At 61.0% G+C, this 19,447-nt stretch carries 11 protein-coding genes and 3 pseudogenes; 4 read left to right on the top strand and 10 right to left on the bottom strand.

The genetic code is table 11. The features are described from left to right. Window positions 1-1,647: a cyclic peptide export ABC transporter gene (locus tag BW979_RS14740; RefSeq protein WP_076384126.1), complete on the top strand. Its 1,647-nt coding sequence runs from the start codon at window positions 1-3 to the stop codon at window positions 1,645-1,647. Between the two features lie 214 nt (window positions 1,648-1,861). On the opposite strand, the gene fhuF is transcribed toward BW979_RS14740, so the two are convergent. Next, window positions 1,862-2,545 carry a siderophore-iron reductase FhuF gene (gene fhuF, locus BW979_RS14735; protein WP_083714393.1) on the bottom strand — a complete coding sequence of 228 codons (684 nt, stop codon included), beginning with the start codon at window positions 2,543-2,545 and terminating at the stop codon, window positions 1,862-1,864. Window positions 2,546-2,744: 199 nt separating this feature from the next. Between fhuF and BW979_RS14730 the strand changes: the two genes are divergently transcribed. Next, window positions 2,745-4,448, top strand: a complete 1,704-nt coding sequence (locus BW979_RS14730) for an ABC transporter ATP-binding protein/permease (RefSeq protein ID WP_076384124.1) — start codon at window positions 2,745-2,747, stop codon at window positions 4,446-4,448. An 11-nt stretch (window positions 4,449-4,459) separates the two neighbouring features. On the opposite strand, the gene fabF is transcribed toward BW979_RS14730, so the two are convergent. The 3 genes from fabF to BW979_RS14715 are packed head-to-tail and all read right to left on the bottom strand — an operon-like array spanning window position 4,460 to window position 9,992. Beyond that, on the bottom strand, window positions 4,460-5,749 hold the full coding sequence (gene fabF, locus BW979_RS14725) for a beta-ketoacyl-ACP synthase II (protein WP_076384122.1): 1,290 nt from the start codon (window positions 5,747-5,749) through the stop codon (window positions 4,460-4,462). A gap of 56 nt (window positions 5,750-5,805) precedes the next feature. After that, window positions 5,806-8,886, bottom strand: coding sequence for an efflux RND transporter permease subunit (locus BW979_RS14720; RefSeq protein ID WP_076384120.1), 3,081 nt, complete (start codon window positions 8,884-8,886; stop codon window positions 5,806-5,808). Continuing rightward, window positions 8,883-9,992, bottom strand: a complete 1,110-nt coding sequence (locus BW979_RS14715) for an efflux RND transporter periplasmic adaptor subunit (protein WP_076384118.1) — start codon at window positions 9,990-9,992, stop codon at window positions 8,883-8,885. Before BW979_RS14715 ends, BW979_RS14720 begins: the two co-directional genes overlap by 4 nt. 222 nt (window positions 9,993-10,214) lie before the next feature. Between BW979_RS14715 and BW979_RS14710 the strand changes: the two genes are divergently transcribed. Next, window positions 10,215-11,675, top strand: coding sequence for an efflux transporter outer membrane subunit (locus BW979_RS14710; RefSeq protein WP_076384116.1), 1,461 nt, complete (start codon window positions 10,215-10,217; stop codon window positions 11,673-11,675). A 69-nt stretch (window positions 11,676-11,744) separates the two neighbouring features. Beyond that, window positions 11,745-12,530 (top strand): SDR family NAD(P)-dependent oxidoreductase, encoded by a 786-nt coding sequence (locus tag BW979_RS14705; protein ID WP_047230133.1) that lies wholly within the window; start codon window positions 11,745-11,747, stop codon window positions 12,528-12,530. Window positions 12,531-12,631: 101 nt separating this feature from the next. Here the strand turns inward: BW979_RS14705 and BW979_RS14700 are convergent, their stop codons facing one another. The 6 genes and pseudogenes from BW979_RS14700 to BW979_RS28150 all read right to left on the bottom strand — a co-directional run. After that, window positions 12,632-13,903: an OmpP1/FadL family transporter gene (locus tag BW979_RS14700; protein ID WP_076384114.1), complete on the bottom strand. Its 1,272-nt coding sequence runs from the start codon at window positions 13,901-13,903 to the stop codon at window positions 12,632-12,634. A 50-nt stretch (window positions 13,904-13,953) separates the two neighbouring features. Continuing rightward, window positions 13,954-14,733: a thioesterase family protein gene (locus BW979_RS14695; protein WP_076384112.1), complete on the bottom strand. Its 780-nt coding sequence runs from the start codon at window positions 14,731-14,733 to the stop codon at window positions 13,954-13,956. Window positions 14,734-15,013: 280 nt separating this feature from the next. Continuing rightward, window positions 15,014-15,628 (bottom strand): TetR/AcrR family transcriptional regulator, encoded by a 615-nt coding sequence (locus tag BW979_RS14690; protein ID WP_047230136.1) that lies wholly within the window; start codon window positions 15,626-15,628, stop codon window positions 15,014-15,016. A 184-nt stretch (window positions 15,629-15,812) separates the two neighbouring features. Further along, window positions 15,813-16,151: pseudogene (locus BW979_RS28160) on the bottom strand (ATP-binding protein); the annotation flags it as partial. Window positions 16,152-16,670: 519 nt separating this feature from the next. Next, window positions 16,671-17,006 (bottom strand): annotated as a pseudogene (locus tag BW979_RS28155) (response regulator transcription factor); the annotation flags it as partial. A 213-nt stretch (window positions 17,007-17,219) separates the two neighbouring features. Beyond that, window positions 17,220-18,269 (bottom strand): annotated as a pseudogene (locus BW979_RS28150) (sensor histidine kinase); the annotation flags it as partial. Window positions 18,270-19,447 lie beyond the last annotated feature (1,178 nt).

The raw sequence follows: 19,447 nt of genomic DNA, 5'->3' as shown, positions 1-19,447 counted from the left end.
ATGGATCTGTTGTTACTCATGGCTAAACGCTCCTGGCGCGCACTGCTGGTGGCGACCCTGACGGGGTTGATCTGCGGCCTCGCGGCTGCCGGCCTGATCGCCAACATCAACCACAGCCTGGAGGTGTTCGACAAGCTGCGCCCGGTGGATGGCCTGCTCTTCGCTGGCCTGGTGGTGTTGGTCGCGGTGTCGCGGATCATCTCCGACATCAGCCTGTTGCGCCTGGGCCAGGCTGCGGTCAACGACATGCGCCTGCACCTGAGCGCCAAGCTGATCGACACGCCCTACGCGCAATTGCAGCGCCTGGGCAAGCATCGCCTGCTGGCGATGCTCACCGACGATACGCAGACCATCAGCCAGGCGGTGGAGTTGGTGCCGATCCTGCTGGTCAACGTCGGGATCATCGCCGCGTGCCTCGGCTACCTGGGTTGGCTCAGCATGCCATTGCTCGGCCTGACGCTGCTGCTGATCGTCCTGGGCAGCCTGAGCTTTCACTGGCCGCAACGTCGGGCGCTGACCTCGATCTCCCGTGCTCGCGAGCTCAAGGACCAGTTGTTCAATCAGTACCGCCTGCTCACCGATGGCAGCAAGGAACTGCAACTCAACCATCCGCGCCGGCAGCACTTCTTCACCCGCCTGCTGATACCGGTGAGCCAGCAATACCGCCGCGATTTTGTACGGGGCATGAGCATCTACGCCCTGGTCCTGAACTGGGGCAATGCGGTGTTCTACATGCTGATCGGTGTGGTGCTGTTCGCCGCGCCGCATTTCATCGACCTGAGCGCGAGCCTGGTCACCGGCTATATCCTGGCGATCCTCTACATGATCACGCCGTTGTCGGAGTTGATGCACGCCTTGCCGACCCTCGGTCGGGCCAGCGTGGCCCTGAACAAGATCCGCGCCCTGGAAGGCGAGATGCAAACCGCCGACGAAACCGTCGAGACGATCTCGCCGACCCAGGTTCGCAGCCTGGTGTGCCGCCAGGTCACCCACACTTACTACCGCGAGCGCGAGGACGGTCACTTCACCCTGGGCCCCATCGACCTCACCCTCAATGCCGGCGAAGTGGTGTTCATCACCGGCGGCAACGGCAGCGGCAAGACCACCCTGGCGCTGTTGCTGACCGGGCTGTACCGGCCGGAAAGCGGCGACGTCATGCTCGACGAACAAGTGTCCTCGAGCAATGACAATCACCATTACCGACAGCACTTCTCAGCGATCTTCACCGACTTCTGCCTGTTCGAAAACCTGTTCGATGGCGACGATCCGCACCTGGTGAAACAGGCACAGGACTACCTGGTGCACCTGCAGCTGGACCACAAGGTACAAATCGAGGACGGCAAACTGACGACGCTGGCGTTGTCCACCGGGCAACGCAAGCGCCTGGCGCTGCTCAGTGCGTATCTGGATGATCGCCCCTGCTACCTGTTCGACGAATGGGCGGCCGACCAGGACCCGGTGTTCAAGCACTTCTTCTACACCCGGATCCTGCCGGACCTGCGCGAACGCGGCAAATTACTGATCGTCATCTCCCACGACGATGCCTACTTCGGCCTGGCCGACCGGCTGATCCGCATCGAACATGGCAAGCTCAGTGAAGTCGCTCCCCAGGCTGACGCCGCGCCCCTGGCGCAAATGCTTTCGTGAGGAAACTTTAAACCCTGTGGCGAGGGAGCTTGCTCCCGCTGGGCTGCGCAGCAGCCCCAAAACCATTGAGCACGGTGTGTCAGGAAAAACAGTTGCCAGGTTTTACGACTGCTGCGCAGCCGGGCGGGAGCAAGCTCCCTCGCCACAAGAACTCATGCAAGCCACACAATGTGGGGCTCTTCTGGCCGCGGCTGTTCAAAACCTGCGCCCAACCCTACTCATAGATGTAATGCAAATAGCTCACCTGCTCCGCCAGCGGCAGACGGTGCAGCTTGGGGCAGGATTCGCAGAGCACCGGCGGTTGGCCTTCGACCGGCTCGTGCAGTTGGTAATGCAGGCAACAATGCCGGCGCAATGGCAAGCACGGGCAAATCTGCGGCGCTGGTGATTCGACCATGCGTTGCAGGCCTCGCAGCTTCAAGCGCCCGTTGTTCACCGTGACCTGCTCCAGCCACTGGTGCGCCTCGGCAAAACCGTCTTTGGACAGGTCAGGGTCCATTCTGGCAAAGGCACCGTCCCAGATAGCAACGAAGTTGCCCCACAATATTTTCGGGGCCAGGCCACCGGCGGCGGCCAATGTGCTGAACAGCGGCGCCAGGTGCTCGTGGATCAACCGCGACCAGTACACCGCACGGCCATCCGCGTCCAAGGCTGACAGTCCGGCGGCCAGGCCCAGCGCCGCAGGTTGGCCATCGTCGTGCAACAGCAATGCCTCCTCGCCCCAGAACTCGATCGCGCAGCGACGCGTCAGCACACAGGCCAGGGTGGCCGGCAGGACGATACTCATGTAGTTCATCGACCACTGCGAAACCACGGCGGCGCGGTTCACCCCTGGGTAACGCAAGGCAAACCGGGTCAGCAAGGGTTGCAGTACGCCAGGGTCGGCAAGCTGGCTCAACGCGATGGCAGGCTGATCACCAGGTTCCTGCCGAATGACCCGCTGTATCGGCGGCCAGGCCTGGTTAAGCCATTCTGGAAATTCGATAACGGGGCTCCCGTGGCTTTCCCTAATTAATGCAAACGATTAGCATTGGCTGATCCTATCCTCCCTCCCCTGCAAACTCAACGTCGTTAGCGACCAGGCTCACCAAGACCACATGCACACACTCCGCAATTTCTGGCGTCTCGCGCGGCCTTTCTGGGCATCCGAGGAAAAGTACCCGGCCCTGTTACTGCTGTTGGCCACCGTGCTGATGACCCTGTGCCTGGTCGGGGTCAACATCCTCACCAACTTCTGGAACCTGCATTTCTATAATGCCTTGCAGGCCCTGGACTACCACGGTTTCCTGATCGGCAGCCTGCAGTTCATCCTGCTGCAGATCGGCACGGCCGCCTTCACCGTGGGCGCGTTCCACTTCCAGCAGAAGCTGACCATCCGCTGGCGGCGCTGGGCGACCCGCAACATGCTTGATCAATGGCTGGGCAGCCAGCGCTACCAGAAGCTGAAGCTGACCGAAACCGAGGTCGACAACCCCGATCAGCGGATCGCCGAAGACATCGACCTGTTCATCGTCAAGTCGCTCAAGTTGAGCCTGGGCCTGTTGACGTCGGTGGTGTCGCTGTTTTCCTTCCTGCATATCCTCTGGCAGGCCTCAAGCCTGGTCAGCGTGCCGTTCAACGACCAGTCCATCATCATTCCGGGACTGCTGGTGTGGGTCGCCCTGGTGTATGCGCTCCTGGGCACCGGCCTGGCCTTCTGGCTGGGACGCGCGCTGCCCAGCCTGAATTTCATGCAGCAGCGACGTGAAGCGGATTTTCGTTTTTCGCTCATCCGCCTGCGGGAGAACGCTGACTCGGTAGCGCAATACCGCGGCGAAGTCGTAGAGAACGAACGCTTCAACCACCGCCTGGAGGCGGCGCTGGAAAACTTCTGGGCGCTGGTGAAAAAACAGAAACTGATCATGGGCTACTCGACCTTCTACTTGCGCAGCGCGACGGTCATCCCGATGTTCATCATGGCGCCACAGTTCTTCGCCGGCGCCTTTCCCCTCGGCCGCCTGACACAGATAAGCGCGGCCTTCGGCGAAGTGCACGCCGCCATCGCCTACCTGGTGAGCGTGTTCCCGGAGCTGTCGGAATGGAAGTCGGTGATCGACCGCTTGATCGGCTTCCAGGAGCGCCTGGATAACGTTGAGGTCAAGTCCCAGGTCAGGCTCGAACAACAGGCCGACGGTCTCGACATCAAGGACCTGGACATCTGGCTGCCGAACGGCCGGCCGTTGTTCAAAGACTTCAATCTGTCGCTCAAGCCCGGTGACAGCCTGATGATCCGCGCGCCGTCCGGCTACGGCAAATCAACGCTGATCCGCACGATTACCGGACTTTGGCATCACGCTCGCGGCTCAAGCTGTTATGACCGTGAGCGTGCCCTGACGCTTGCGCAGAAACCCTACCTGCCGTTGGGCAGTCTGCGTGAAGCGCTGTGGTACCCCAACCCACCCCGTCGCGAAGAAGATGCCGCGCTGCGCCAGGCCATGGAGCAAGTTGGCCTGCAGCACCTGAGCGATCTGTTGGAGCAAGAGCGGGACTGGGCGCAGACCCTCAGCGTCGGCGAACAGCAACGCTGTGCGTTCGTCAGGGCCTTGCTGGCCCGCCCGACGGTGCTGTTCCTCGACGAGAGCAGTTCGGCACTGGATTCAACCAACGAGGCGCGCTGCTATCAACTGCTCAAAGAGACGCTGCCAGAAACGATCCTGATCAGCGTCGGCCACAATGCTTCGCTTGAGCGCTTCCATTGGCAGGTCCTGGAGCTGCAAAGCGAAGCACGATGGGTGCATCGGAAGGTGACACAACCGGTGTGAGTTCGCCGTCTCTATTTTGCATCCCAACGACGAAACAGGACGCTGGCGTTAACTCCCCCGAACCCGAATCCATTCGAGAGCGCATGGGTGATCGGCATCTTCCGGGCATTGAGGGCGACCAGATCGAGCCCTTCTGCGGCTTCATCGGGATGAAGCAGGTTCAGCGTCGGCGGTACGACCTGATCACGCAGCGCGAGCACGGTGAAGATCGCTTCAATGCCCCCCGCCGCCCCCAAAAGATGCCCGGTAGCGGACTTGGTCGAGGTGATAGCCACGCCGGAGTCAGCCCCGAACACCGAGCGAATCGCTGCCAACTCCCCGTTATCGCCCACCTGTGTGGAGGTCGCGTGGGCATTGATATGCTGCACGTCGGCAGGGCTGACCCCCGCCTGGCGCAGAGCCTGCTGCATGGCGCGCCGTGCGCCGCTGCCGTCTTCCGGGCCTGCGGTCAGGTGATAGGCATCAGCGCTGGTGCCATAGCCAACCAGTTCGGCCAGGGGCTTGGCACCACGGGCCAGGGCATGCTCCAGCGACTCGATCACCAGCAGCCCGGCCCCTTCGGCCATGACGAAACCGTCACGGTCGCGATCAAAGGGACGCGAGGCCTCCTGAGGGTGCTCGGCAAAGCCCGTGGACAGTGCGCGGGCGGCGGCAAAACAGCCCAGGGTCACACGGTCTATCGCCGCTTCAGTACCGCCACATATGGCGATATCCGCCTCACCGCTTCTGATGAGCCTGGCCGCATCTCCAATGGCTTGCACCCCGGCGGCACAAGCCGTTACAGGCGCACCGAGAGGCCCCTTGAGCGCATGCCGGATGGAAACGTGCCCGGCCGCCATGTTGGCGAGAAAGGCCGGCGCGGTGAATGGCGACAAGCGGCGCGGGCCACGCGCATCGGTGGTGCGTACAGCGTCGGCAATTGCGCCAAAGCCACCGACGCCCGATGAAATGATTGTCGCGGTGCGTTCCTGGTCTGAGGCTTGCGTCGGATGCCAGCCTGCCTGCGCCAGGGCTTCATCGGCAGCAACGAGGGCGAACTCGATGAAACGGTCCATCTTCTTGCGATCCTTGACCGAGATGAAGCGCTCGGGGTCATACCCCGCAACGGCATCCTCTTGCAGAGACGGCACCTGACCGCCCACCGCAACGCCGGTACCCTCGGTGATATCGCCAGACAGGTTACGGATACCGGAACGTCCTGCCAGCAACCTCAGCCAGACTTCTTCCACTGCACAACCCAGGGGGCTGACAATGCCCATGCCTGTGACGACGATTCGCTTTTGACCTTCGGCAGTCATCATAAAAACCTCTTCATTTTTCAGTCGAAATCCACTGACAGCAGCATGCGTTTGCTGACTTACGCCAGCCTCGCCGTTTCGGTTTGGACCTGTTTGTCAGGATGGATCTTGAACCAGATGGAATACATCGCCGGCAGAAATACCAGCGTCATGATGGTGCCGACGAAGGTCCCTCCGATCAGCGTGTAGGCCAGCGTCCCCCAGAAGACGGAGTGTGTCAGGGGGATGAATGCCAGGATGGCCGCCAGCGCCGTCAGCAGCACCGGCCGGGCCCGTTGCACGGTGGCCTCGATCACCGCGTGGAACGGGTCCAGCCCTTCTTGCGCGTTGTGGTGGATTTGCCCAATCAAAATCAGCGTATTGCGCATCAAAATACCCGAGAGCGCGATCAGGCCGACCAGGGCGTTGATTCCAAACGGCTGCTGGAAGATCAGCAAGGTCGGCACCACGCCAATCAATCCCAGCGGCGCGGTGAAGAACACCATGACCATCGCCGAGATCGAGCGTACCTGGAGGATGATGATCAGCAGCGTCAGGGCAACCATGATCGGCAGCAGCGGCACGATCGCCTGGCCGGCCTTGCCCGACTCCTCGATGGCCCCCGCCTGCTCGATCCGGTACCCGTCAGGAAGGGTGTCCATGATCGGCTGCAGTTGTTTGAGGATTGCGCTCGATACGTCCGGTGGCTGCAAGCCTTCGGCAATGTCGCCGCGCACGGTAATGGTCGGCGTGCGATCACGCCGCCGCAGGATTGGGTCCTCCATGCGCACATCCACCTCGCCGACCTGGGACAGCGGAATACGCTGTCCCGCCGTGCCCACCAGGGTAAAACCTTCGATCTTGGCGGGATCGAGTCGAATATCACCTGCGGCGCGACCAACCACTTGCACCGAACGGATGTCCTCGCGAACCGCCGTAATCGGCACCCCCGTGAGCAGGAACTGCAACTGCTGGGCGACGGCATTCGAGGTCAGGCCCACCGCCTGCAAACGATCTTGATCAAGACTGAAATGCAGCGTCGGCGTCAGTGGCCCCCAGTCGGTATTGACGGTCCGCATCATCGGGCTCGCTTGCATGACGTCCTGTACCCGACCGGCGATCTCGCGCAACGTTGACGGATCGGGGCCCATCACCCGGTAAGCCACGGGGAATGGCGAATACGGACCAAACACCAGTTGAGTCACCCGCACCCGCGCCTGCGGGGCAAGCCCTTCGGCGACCGCTTCGCGAAGACGGAACTTGAGGGTTTCACGGGCCTCCTGGCTGGTCGTCAGCACCACAATCTTGGCGAAGGACGGGTCAGGGAGTTCCGGCGCCATCGCCAGGTAGAAGCGTGGCGCACCTTGACCGATATAGGCGGTGACGATTTTCGCCTCATCCTGCTTTTGCAACCAGGCCTCGACCTTGGCCGTGGCGGCACTGGTCTGCTCGATGGAGGTTCCATAGGGCATCTGCACCTCGACCAATACCTCGGGACGGTCTGAGGTCGGGAAGAATTGCTTCTTGACCAGGCTCATGCCGAGAATCGCCACGACAAATGTCGCGACCACGGTGCCGGCCACCCACCATTTGCGCGCGATGACGCGGGTCAGGAGCTGGCGAAAGCGATTGTAATGACGCGTGTTGTAGATAGCCGCGTGACCGCCCTCGACCGGCTTGATATCCGGCAATAGCTTCACCCCAAGATAAGGGGTAAAAGCCACCGCGACGACCCAGGAGGCGATCAGGGCAATGCCGACGATCCAGAACATGTTGCTGGTGTATTCGCCGGCGGTCGATTGCGCAAAGCCGTTGGGCATGAAGCCAATCGCCGTCACCAGCGTACCGGACAGCATCGGCGCGGCGGTGTGGCTCCAGGCATACGCGGACGCTTTGATCCGGTCGTAGCCCTCCTCCATCTTTACCACCATCATTTCGATCGCGATGATCGCGTCGTCCACCAACAGCCCAAGCGCCAGGATCAGCGAACCCAGGGTAATCCGGTCGAAGTTCTTTTCGGTGGCCGCCATCACCACAAACACTATCGCCAGCGTCAACGGTACGGCGGCTGCGACCACAACGCCTACACGCCAGCCCATGCTGAGAAAGCAAACGAGCATGACAACCAGCAGCGCGACAAAAAACTTGACCATGAACTCACCGACGGCCGAGTCGATGTTCACGGCTTGATCGGTGACCTTGGTCAGCGTCATGCCCAGTGGCATGCCTTCATTGATCTTGGTCGTCTCGGCGTCCAGTGCCTTGCCCAGGTCCAGGCCGTTCCAGCCCTCGCGCATTATGATCCCCAGCAGCAGCGCCTCTTCGCCGTTATTGCGAACCAGGAAAGTGGCCGGATCTTCATATCCGCGCTCGACTGTCGCGACGTCCGAGAGCTTCAGCGTGCGCCCCTGGATCGCAAGCGGTGTGTCGCGAATTTTCGCCAATTTATCGAAGGCACCGTCCACCCGCAGGACGACTTGCGGCCCTTTGGTTTCGATCGAGCCAGCAGGCGTGAGCAGATTCTGGCTGTTCAGCGCGGCGAAGATATCCTGGGGCGAGACGCCCAAGGTCGCCAGTCGATCATGGGAGAACGACACAAAGATTCGCTCGGGCTGCTCACCGATGATGTTGACCTTCTTCACGCCCGCCACATGCAACAGGCGCTGGCGCAACGCTTCGGCATCTCGCACCAGCAGGCGCTGCGGTTCGCCTTTGGCCTTCAGGGCGAACAGCGCGAAGGTAACGTCCGAATACTCGTCATTGACCATCGGCCCAATGACGCCCGCCGGCAGCCGAGTGGCCTCATCGTCGAGTTTCTTGCGCGCCTGATAGAACTCCTCCTGGACTTGCGAGGGTGGCGTGCGATCGACCAGCGAGACCATGGTGAAAGCCAGACCTGGACGGGTGTAGGTTTCCGTGCGGTCGTACCACTTCAGTTCTTGCAGGCGCTTTTCCAGCGGCTCGGCGACTTGGTCCTGCATCTCCTGGGCAGTCGCGCCCGGCCATGCAGTGATGACGGTCAACTGCTTGACCGTAAACGGCGGGTCCTCGGCACGCCCCAACTGGAAGAACGCCAAGGTACCCGCGACGGCAATCAGAAAGATCAGGAACACGGTAATGGAGCGCTCGCGAACGGCGAGTGCCGATAAATTGAGACTCATTGACGGCCCCCGGCAACCTTCACGTCACCCTGTGGGCTCAGTCGCACTTCCTCGCCATCGCGCAGTAGATGCGCGCCCAGCGCGACAATGCGCTCGCCAACCTTGAGCTCACCTGCAACTCGGGCAGCGTCGTCACTCAAGCCCAGGACCTGAACAGGCCGCCAGCTGACTTTCGCCGGTTCGCCGGCAATGACCCACACACCGGTTCCCTTGCCCGGGTCATAGAGGGCAGCGATCGGAACTTGCAGGACCGGCCCTTGCGCGGCGTCTTCGGCGATCCGAAGGGTGACGGTCGAACCCAGCGGCGCATTGGCCAGCCCGCCCGCCAATACATACCGCGCCTCAAAGGTGCGTGTCACAGGGTCAGCCGAATCCGACAGCAGCCTCAGCTTGGCAGTGACAGCAGCCGAGGTGTTGCCGTAAAGCGTCGCCTGAGCGGTGGACCCTGCGGCCGGACGCAAGGTTTCTGGCAATTGCACGATGGCTTCGCGCTGACCGGCCCGTGCCAGTCGAACCACCGGCTGCCCAGGGCTGACCACCTGCCCGGGTTCGGCGAGCGTCTCCATGACAACGCCATCGGCGTCTGCCAGCAGTACGGCATAGCCCGACGCATTCCGGGCCACGTCAGCCTGAGCTTGCGCGGCGCTGAGTTGTGCCTTCGCGGTATCGGCTGCGGCTTTGATCTGATCGTAGCCCGATGCGGAAATGGCGCCTGCGGCCACCAGCTCACGATAACGAGCCTCGTCATCTGCGGTCTGTTTGGCACGGGCTTTGGCGGCAGTGACCGCTTCTTGCTGCGCTCGTGCTTGCAAGCCTAAGTCGATGGGATCCAGACGCATGAGCGGCTGACCACGCTTGACGGTCTGCCCGGTATCGACCAGACGCTCAAGCACTTTGCCCGACACTCGGAAACCCAAGTCACTCTGGACGCGAGCCGCCACGACTCCGGTGAATGAACGCCAGAGGCCGGACGAATCCTGAACTTCAGAGACCCTCACCAAAGGAGCGAGCGTGCGCGGATCTTGGACGGTGGAAGAGTCGCCACACGCCGTCAGGACGAGAGGCAACAAGCAAGCGGCAAGGGTGACAGGTCGAAGCCGGCGCATAGATTCCCTACTTGAAGAATAGAAACAGGTGTCACATTCTCTGGCGTGTGACCATTACTGTCAATGGTCACAACCATTGCGACCAGAGACTAAATTACAATTTTCTCAACACTTATTGCGACCATAGCCCCCAGCGAGAGCACCCACCCATGAGGAGTTCATTGACAGAAAGTGACCAATATATAATATGGTCACACATCAATCTCCACTTCAGGAATCTCCATGTCGCCACTCCACCCCGCTGCTCTGATACTGAGTGCCAGCTTGATGGCAGGCTGCGCCGTTGGTCCGGACTATCACCGTCCGGACACTGCGCTATCGGACCGTTTCCTCGGTCAGCCCTCTGTCGAACAGCGGCCCGCGACGATGCCGGCCAGTCTCGTAGCTTGGTGGGAAGGCTTTGATGACCCAGCGCTGACCGAATTCGTCGCCAAGGCACTTGAGCAGAACCTGGACCTGGCGCAGGCCTCGGCGCGCGTCGCGCAGGCGCGGGCCGGCCTGGGTGCGGCCGATGCTGCTTTGCTGCCCTCGGGCAATATCAGCGGCCAGGCCGCGCGCGCCTATCAGTCAGTCGAAACCCCACTCGGCCAGGTGCTGAATTCAACGCCTGGCTATGATCGGTATGGAAGCGCTTACGAACTCAACCTCGGGGCCAGCTGGGAGGTCGATTTGTTTGGCAGCCTGCGCCGGTCACGCGAGGCCGCCCTGGCCGAATACCAGGCGTCCGCAGCGGGCGCCACGGCCACCCGCCTGGCCGTCGCTGCGCAGACCGCCGACATCTACATCACTGTCCGCGGATTGCAGACCCGTTTGGGCATTGCGAACCAACAGGTCAAAACGCAACAGGAACTGCTGGAGAAGGTCCAACTGCTCTACAGCAAGGGCCTCGCCGCCAGCTATCAGGTTCGCCAGACCGAGGGCGCCTTGGCACAGGTCCAAGCGACAGTGCCGGTCCTGCAAATTGGCCTGGATGCTGCGATGAACGCACTGGACATCATGCTCGGCACGCCGCCCGGCACGCATCGCACACAACTGGCCAATGCGCGAAGCATTCCTCTGGCACCCCAGATAACCGCCATGGGAACGCCTGCCGATCTGCTGCGCCGCCGGCCCGATCTCATCGTGGCCGAGCGCCGTCTAGCGGCCTCCAATGCACGCATCGCAGAGGCCGTTGCTGAGTACTATCCAAAATTCTCCCTCAGCGCGCTGCTCGGTAGCGCCACCGCCGTATCCGCCGGCAACCTTTTTACCGGCGGCGCCAGCCAGTCGGCGGGTGTATTGGGACTGCGCTGGAGGCTCTTCGACTTTGGCCGTATCAACGCACAGATCGATCAAGCCAAGGGGCAGGAAGCCGAGGCCCTGGCCGCTTATCGCCAGTCCGCGCTGCGCGCCAGCGAGGATGTCGAGAACGCGTTCTCCTCGTTGGTCAATCGCGAAGCCCAGGCAACCACCCTCACCGCAGCAGAGACAGCTCTGACTCAGGCTCGTCAATCCTCGTTCATTGCCTATGAGAAAGGCACCGCCAGCCTCATCGACGTCCTGCAAGCCGACGAAACACTGCTGCGAGCTTCCGATGCCCGAGCGCAAGCGCGAACCGAATCGGCACGAGCGGCGGTCGCCGCGTTCAGGGCACTGGGTGGTGGCTGGCAGCCTGCTCACGCCGAGCCTGTGGCAAGTCGATGACGTAACCAGGTGACGTGGCACCACCTGCGCGCCCTCCTCCTTCAGCTAAAACCAGCAGAGAACAGCAATATGAAAACGAACGATAACTCTTGGGTGCTCATCACGGGCGCGTCGAGCGGATTTGGCGAGGAGTTTGCCCGGCAGTACGCAGCACAAGGGAAATCGCTGGTCCTGGTAGCACGCCGATTGGATAAACTTCAGGCGCTGTCGGCGCAGTTGCGCGAACGCTTCGGCGTTGAGGTGCTCGTCGAGCAAGTCGACCTGTCCTCGATTCCGGCGATCATCGAACTGTATCAGCGACTGAGCGAGCGCGGTGTCGTGATCGATGTGCTCATCAACAATGCCGGTCATGGCTTGCAAGGGCCCTTTCTGGATCAATCCGTAGAACAATCCCTGGCCATGATCGATTTGGACATCGCCAGCCTGACAGCCCTGACGCGCCTCTTCGCGACTGACATGCGGGCCCGAAAACGCGGACATATCCTGATGGTTGCCAGCCTGCTGGCCTTCCAGGGCGTGAAGAATTTCGCCGTTTACTCTGCCGCGAAGGCCTATGTGCTTCGCTTCTCTGACGCGCTTCATCGTGAACTCAAAACCGACGGCGTCGTCGTGACCGCACTTTGCCCCGGGATGTCGGACACCGGATTTGCACAAAGCGCCAGGCAAAAGCTCACACCGGCCCTGAAAATGGTGATGATGCAGCCCCAGCCCGTTGTCGCTGCGGGAATCCGTGCGCTGCAAGCCGGACGCATGAGTGTCGTGCCAGGCTTTGGCAACAAAGCGATTACGGTCTTGACCTGGGCCACGCCTCGCCGGTTTCACCAAGGCATCATGGCGCACGTCATGGGCGTCTGAGTGGGCGATGTGAAGGCCTTCCCGAAGGGAAAGGAATGCCTACAAAAAGGCCGGAGGCAACCTGTGCCCCGGCCTTTTCGTTATCGTAAAGCGGCAATCAATCAGAAGCGATAGCTGACAGAAGCACCGAGGCCGCTGGCACTGTTCTTATACGTGGAGCTGTAGGCGCCCCGGGTCGCTGAGGTGTGATTGACCTGCACGCTCTCTTCCCACAGATAAGAATAGGCAACGTCGATCGTGACATCGTCCACCGGCGTCCAGCCTGCACCGAAGCTGATCACCGTCCGGTCGCCCGTAGGAATACGTGGCCCGCGGTCGGTGTTGTTGGCGGGCGACTGGTCGACCGACAAGCCTGCGCGAAGCACCCACTGGTTGTTCAACCGGTACGCCGTACCGATGGCGTGGGCCCACGTGTCATGCCAGTTCTGCTCTTCGGCAACGGTGCCCAGCGAGCCACTGAGCAAAGGAGGCAAACCCGAGTTCTGGATGACCAGTTCCTTGAAGCGACTCCAGCGTGTCCAGGTGGTCCCTGCATAAAGCGTCCAGTCATCGTTGAGCTGATGAGTCACCGAGAAGTCCACCGACTCCGGTGTATCCACATCCAGCGAAGCGTCATAGCTCTGGCCGCTGACGCCCAGCAAGCTGAAGACTCCACCAGTAACCTTAGTCTTGGCGTCCAAGTGGTAACTGACTTTGGAGTGGTACGTCAGACCTAAGCGGGTTCGGTCAGTAGCCTGCACCAGGATCCCCGCGTTGAAACCCAGGGCCGTGTCGTCGCCGGTGCTTTTGAGTTTTCCATCATTGCGCCCAGGGCTGAGAGGGTTGGGCACCATCCCGGACAACTCACCGCTGATACGGTTGATGGTAGGACCGAACCCGATCGACACTTTGTCGTTAAAGGCATAGCTTACAGTGGGCTGGAACGTAAGGGTCGTGACCTCGCTTTTGTTGGCGTAATAACGCCCGGCGAAACCGCTGCCATAGTCGGTAATCAGGCCGAAAGGAACATAAAAACCAACACCGAACGCCCAGTGCTCATCAATGGGTTTGACGTAGTAACCCATCGGCACCGTGGTCGCTGGCACCATATCGCCGTCCTGCTGGCCACCGAAGGTGCTGCGAGTCTGGCTGATGTCGGACTTGGCGAAAAGCGTCGCCGCCCCCAGACTGACCTGCTCCCTCTTCAAGCGAGACATGCCCGCCGGATTGCCAAAAACGGTGCTCGCATCTTCAGCAGAAGACGAGCGACCGGCAAACCCGGATCCCATCCCACTGATGCTTTGCTCATTGAGCGCGAAACCGCTCGCCAGCACATGAGAAGTGGCGAGCGCAACAGCGAGACCTAGCGGGGTCTTGAGCCATATTTTTTTCATTATTAGAACTCTTACAGCAGTAGCTGAGGTGAATGAAGCGGGTGGTTGTGTTATGTGAAAATTGCCACGGTCTGACGCGCCCAAAGCACTCGTCGACCGCTTTCGTCCCAGATTTCCATATCTTGCAATGAGTAACCTTCCAGAGCCTGCTGGCTGAAAGAACTGATGAGAAACCATTCACCAGCAACGGCCGGCTGCGGTAAATCAATCATCCAGGACGCAGAGCTGATGGCGGCGGGCTCGGTGAAGCAGGTCATGGCGGCCGGCGGCAAACTGTCAGCGAGCGCAACCAAGGCGACGGCCGGGTCCACGCCCTGTGCATCCAGGTGGCGCACCCACATCAACAGTTCGGGATTTTCTGCGCCAGATACTGGCAATGAACCGCCCGCCGCGCGCATCTCGAAGTTATGGGCGCAAGCCGGTGCGACGTTGCTATCCAGAACCAGCGTGGAGTATTTGGATGGCCCCTCTACAAGCGGTCTTCCCCAGGAGTTGTGGCTGATTTTGCTTTCGCGCGGCTGAGCGAATAACAGCGTGGTGCGCAGCGCCAGGTCATCGCCCGACATACAGTCGACCGCTACCGAGGTGACTGACCGCCCTTGACGCAACACGCTGGTTTCGAATGTCTGGGCCTGTGTGACAGGGCCAATGAACGACACCTGGGCTGACCTGAACGGCGGGAAATCTGTCGGACACTCACGCAAAACCGCTTGCAGCGACAGCGCCGCAGACAGGCCCCCAAAGACAGTGCGCCCCTGTAGCCAGTTGGGTGGTGCAATAAAAGGTGAGTCTGGATCGAATTGCTGCAGCATCTGGGCAAAGCTGGTCATATCAACGCTCCCCTGAACTGACCCGTCGTGATCCCCACCAAGCAGCACGCAGGCGTCGCCCTCTCCCAATCGAAACGGGTGGATGGAATCGGTGAAGACCTAAGCTGAAGGCGGCGCTGGATCATGGCGATCTCTTGAGAACAGATGCGCCATACTTATTCATGTGACCATTTGTGTCAACAGTCACAATCCAGACAAATAGATACCTTCATTCAGAAGGTAAAATCGCAGGGACCACGCGGGAATAGGTTGCAATGGCAATGCAGCCCTCAGCCGAAACTCAGGGCATGAGGCTACGCAGGATGAGATTGGAGGTGAGCGTTGGGGCATCCTCGATGCGATCGAGGTTGTACTGCAACAGCAAAGGATTGACGAAAGGCTGGAGCGCCAGATGTATCGCGTCTACCGTCTCGTCCAGTGGCGTCCTGCGCTCGAACTCACCGAGTTCTCGCCCCTCTCGTACGATCTGCAGAACAAAGTCTTTGATCCGGGCATTATAAACCTGCGAGCTTGGCCAACGCTCCGAGGCCGAGAACGCGGCGATGTCATAAAGCTTGCGGTCGTTGAAGAACAGGTCCGCGCCCGTGACCATCAGTGTTTTGACCATGCGTCTAAAGCGCTCCGTAGGTGAGAGGCCTTCCACGTTGATGGCCTGCTCCACGGCGGCAACGATTTGCGCCAGACAATTTTTGCAAATGGCTTCGCCGATTGCCTGCTTGGAATCAAAGAACTTGTAGATGTAAGCCTTGGAAAACCCGATGGCCTTGGCCAGGTCGGACACCGTGGTCTTGCCGTAACCGTATTGACTGAAATGCTCATTGGCCGCCGCGACAATCTGGTCTCGGATGTCATGGTCGACTGGGCCACGGACGCTGGGGGATATTGGCTGGTTCATGCGGTCAGCTTACTCACCTCAAAGGCGGTTGACAACTTGTGACCACATTGTAATTAAGTCACATATCTGGCGATTTGGCTGGATAGCCGTTTGCATGTCAGGAGCTGCCATCGGCGCAACTGCCCTGCTGTACTGGGTCTATCTGGGACTCGCTTCCAAATGATTTCCTGACATCTGGTGCTCATCACTGCGTCTGCGGACCATCGAGCGGAACATCAAGGATGAAGGTTGCACCCTGTCCAGCCCCGTCGCTGTGCACGGTCAAGCTGCCCCCCATTTCCTGTGCGGCCAGCGCGCAGCTGTGCAGGCCGAAACCGTGACCGTCTTTGCGAGTAGTGAAGCCATGGGAAAAGAGCCGCGCCAGATGCTCTGGTGCAATCCCATTGCCGTTGTCGGTCACCGTGATACGCAATGCTGGCCCGTCAGCCAGCAAGGCGCTGAACGTGATGCACGGGCTGCGATCGATCACGCCGTTCATTGCTTGTTTGGCATTGCGGATCAGGTTCACCAGAATCAGCAGCATCCGGTGCCGGTCCAGCGGCAGCAAGGGCAAGTCGGCAATGTCCTTGACCACCGTCACCTCCTGGCGCGCCAGTGATCCAGCACTCATGCGCAAGGCATCATCGATCAACTCCGGGACCGGTACTGTCTCGACGATACTGACAGCAACGGCATAGGACTGCTGGGCAGCGACAATGGTTTTGATGTGGTCAATGCCCTTGGTGAGTTGCCCGAGCTCTTCGATAATGCCCTGTTGCTCTATCGCCACCACCTCCGCCAGCTTGAGCAGGTAGCCGGGCAGCATCTTTCCTTTGTGGTCTGTGGTGAGAAAATCGCTCAAGTCATGGACGTGTTCGTTCATCATCTGAGCCACCTTGCCCAGCCCCTGGGCTTTGGAGGTGCGCATCAGGCTGCTGACCAGTTCTGCCGATACGTTCACACTGTTAAGGACGTTGCCGACGTTGTGCAGCACAGTCGTAGCGATTTCGGCCATGCCCGCCTGACGGGATTTTGCATGCAGTTCGGTTTGCACGTGACTCATGCGGAGCGCCGCGCGCACGCGAGCCATGAGCTCCAGCGGCGAGAAGGGTTTGGCGATATAGTCATCGGCGCCACTCTCCAGCCCGGAGACGCAGGCCTCGCTACCGCCACGGGCGGTCACCAGGATCACCGGTAAATGGGCAAAACCGGCGCTGGCTTTGATTCTGGCTGTCAGGCCAAAGCCATCGAGTTTCGGCATCATCACATCCGAAACGACCACATCGATGGGTCGACGCTGCAGGAGTGCCCAGGCCTGCTCGCCATCAACTGCGGTGGCGACGATGTAATCGTTTTGCAAAAGTTCTCTGAGATAGCTGAGCATTTCCGGGCTGTCGTCGACCACCAGCACTCTGGATCGCAAGGCGTGTTCCGGGTGCTGCTCGTCACCTGCGCCTTGCGTCACGACTTGGTCGTTGCGACTGCCTTGGTGGCCGTCGTCGAAACGCAAGTGGCGCTGCTCAATAGTGCTTGTTGTGCTCGATGACGATCGCTCCTGCATATTGCTGGCTTCGCTCGGCACGGTGTTTTGCTCGGCCCCCAGCGGAAGTCGAACAAAGAAGCACGAACCCCGTCCAGGCTCGCTGTTCACGCCCACTTCGCCCCCCATCAGTTCGGCCAGATCCTTGACCAGGGCCAGACCGATGCCTGTGCCGCTGTAGTGGCGCGTGGCGGAGTTGTCGATCTGGGAAAAACGCTGGAACAGCAACGGCAGTTTGTCAGGCGCAATGCCGATCCCCGAGTCTTGCACCGCGAGTTCAAAACGCTCGCCATCAATCAGCGTCACTGCCAGGTGCACGGTGCCGCCAGCGGACGTGAACTTGATAGCATTGCTCACCAGGTTGAGAAGAATCTTCTCGAAGTGTCGGGGGTCCAGGAACACCGTGCCGAGCGCAGGATCGATGCTGCTGGTCAGAGTGCAGCCTTTGCCCTCGGCCACCATGGCGGCATCCTCGGCCAGCACACCCACCATCTTGTTCAAGTCAATTGGCGCCGGACACACCTCAAACTTGCCCGCTTCGGCTTTGGAGAAATCGAGAATGTCATTCACCCGGTTCATCAAGCGCAGTGCGTTGCGTTGGGCGCGGTCGATTTGCACATGCCAGTCCGCCGGCGGGATGGTCGCCGCCGAGAGCTGCTCCAGGGGGGCGAGAATGAGGGTCAGGGGGGTGCGCAGTTCGTGGCTGACCGTGGCGACGAAATCGCTCTTTGCCTGGTTGGCCGTCTCGGCCTGGTTGCGCGCCTGAATGAGCTCGACGGCCTGCGCCTCCAGCACCTCGGTCTGTTGATGCAGCGTGTCGGTCCGTTCGGCGACCATTCTCTCCAAGGAGGCCTGCACTTGCTGTCGTTCGGCTTCAGCCTCAGCCTCCAGCACCCGGATGCGCAGGGCATTCTCCTGGAACACCCGTACGGCGCGGGTCATGATTCCAATCTCGTCGCCGCGTCCGGCGCTGGCGATCTCGGCGTTCAGGTCGCCGGCCGCAAGCCTGCGCATGACCGAGGCCAGGGCCACGATGGGCTGTGCGATAAATCGCGACGTGCTCCAGGCGATGGCGCCGGCTAGCAGGATGGCGACGGTACCTGCAATTATCGTCGCAAGCATGCCGCGATCATTGTGGACCAAGGCGTCGGAGCGCGCCTCTCCAGCGAAGCGCGCAACCAACTGGCCGGCGCTGCGAGCCTCGTCGCGAACCTGATCGCGTGCATCGCTCAAAGCGTTGCTTGCCTGATGGAACCTGGCGAATGCCGCCCGGTAGCCGGCAATCTGATCGCTGACCGTCAGAGGCGTAGCCTTGGCTTGCGGCCCCACGGACGAAGGCAGAACGCGCGCGAGACGGGAAAGTTCATCAAGGATGTGGCCGACAGAGCTGGCGACCTCCGCTGACGGTGACAGGCGAAACGACAGGGTCTGCGCCTCCAGGGTGGCAACACGCTCGGCGAAACGCTTGGACAACGCGGCGGCATTGTGCAGCAAGCCGGTGGCTGCCTGAATGTCGCTTGCATCATGAGCAACGCGCCCATCCACCTCACTCAACATTGCCTCGAGGTGCTCGACCACATCCCCGACGACGGCGAGCTGCCGCAACGCCTCGCCTCCCCGCAACTTGGGCGCCTCGCCAAGGTGCTCTACCGTCACGCAGGTAGCAACGACCGCTGTTGCCAACTGGTCGAGGGGCTCTCTCTCCTGCGGCTCCCCCATCACCTCGCGCAATTGCTCGACCACCGGCGGGAGTGCCGCGCAGGCGTTGCGCGCTGCGGCCGCCCCATCACCGGTCACCAGCATCTTGGCCACATTGGCGATGATGATCCGTTCGCCGTTGCGCAGGATATCCAGGATGCGATGGGCGCCTTCAATGTTGCTCACCTGTGCCTGGTGCTCAGCGGTGCGGGCGTCAAGCCCCTTCAGCCCATCGGCGATGCCCTGTTCGACCAGGATCGTCGCCTCTCGCATCCGACCGTAGTGGGCTGTCATGTTCTCCGTTTCGCCATCCATGGTCAGGGTCGCCGCCCGCAAAGCGGCGATCGCCGCGGCGAGCCTGTCCAGACCGCCCTTGAGCGATTGCGCCTCTGCCACCGCAATGGCGGTAAGGCCGGCAATAGCGGTCGCCACCATGCCCTCGGCTTGGGAGAGGCTTTCCTGGTCGCGGGTGGCGATGAAGTTTTCCACCCGCTCGGTGGCCCCGTTGACCGAGGCCAGAATTTCTGCGGAATGGCTGGCCGAATCCACCGAACGAACCATGCCTCGCAGGCCATAGAGGTTCACTAGCGATACCGCCAGCA

Source organism: Pseudomonas sp. A214 (assembly GCF_900156295.1).
Taxonomy (GTDB): Bacteria; Pseudomonadota; Gammaproteobacteria; order Pseudomonadales; family Pseudomonadaceae; genus Aquipseudomonas; species Aquipseudomonas rhizophila.
This window is presented reverse-complemented; position numbering and strand designations above follow the sequence as displayed.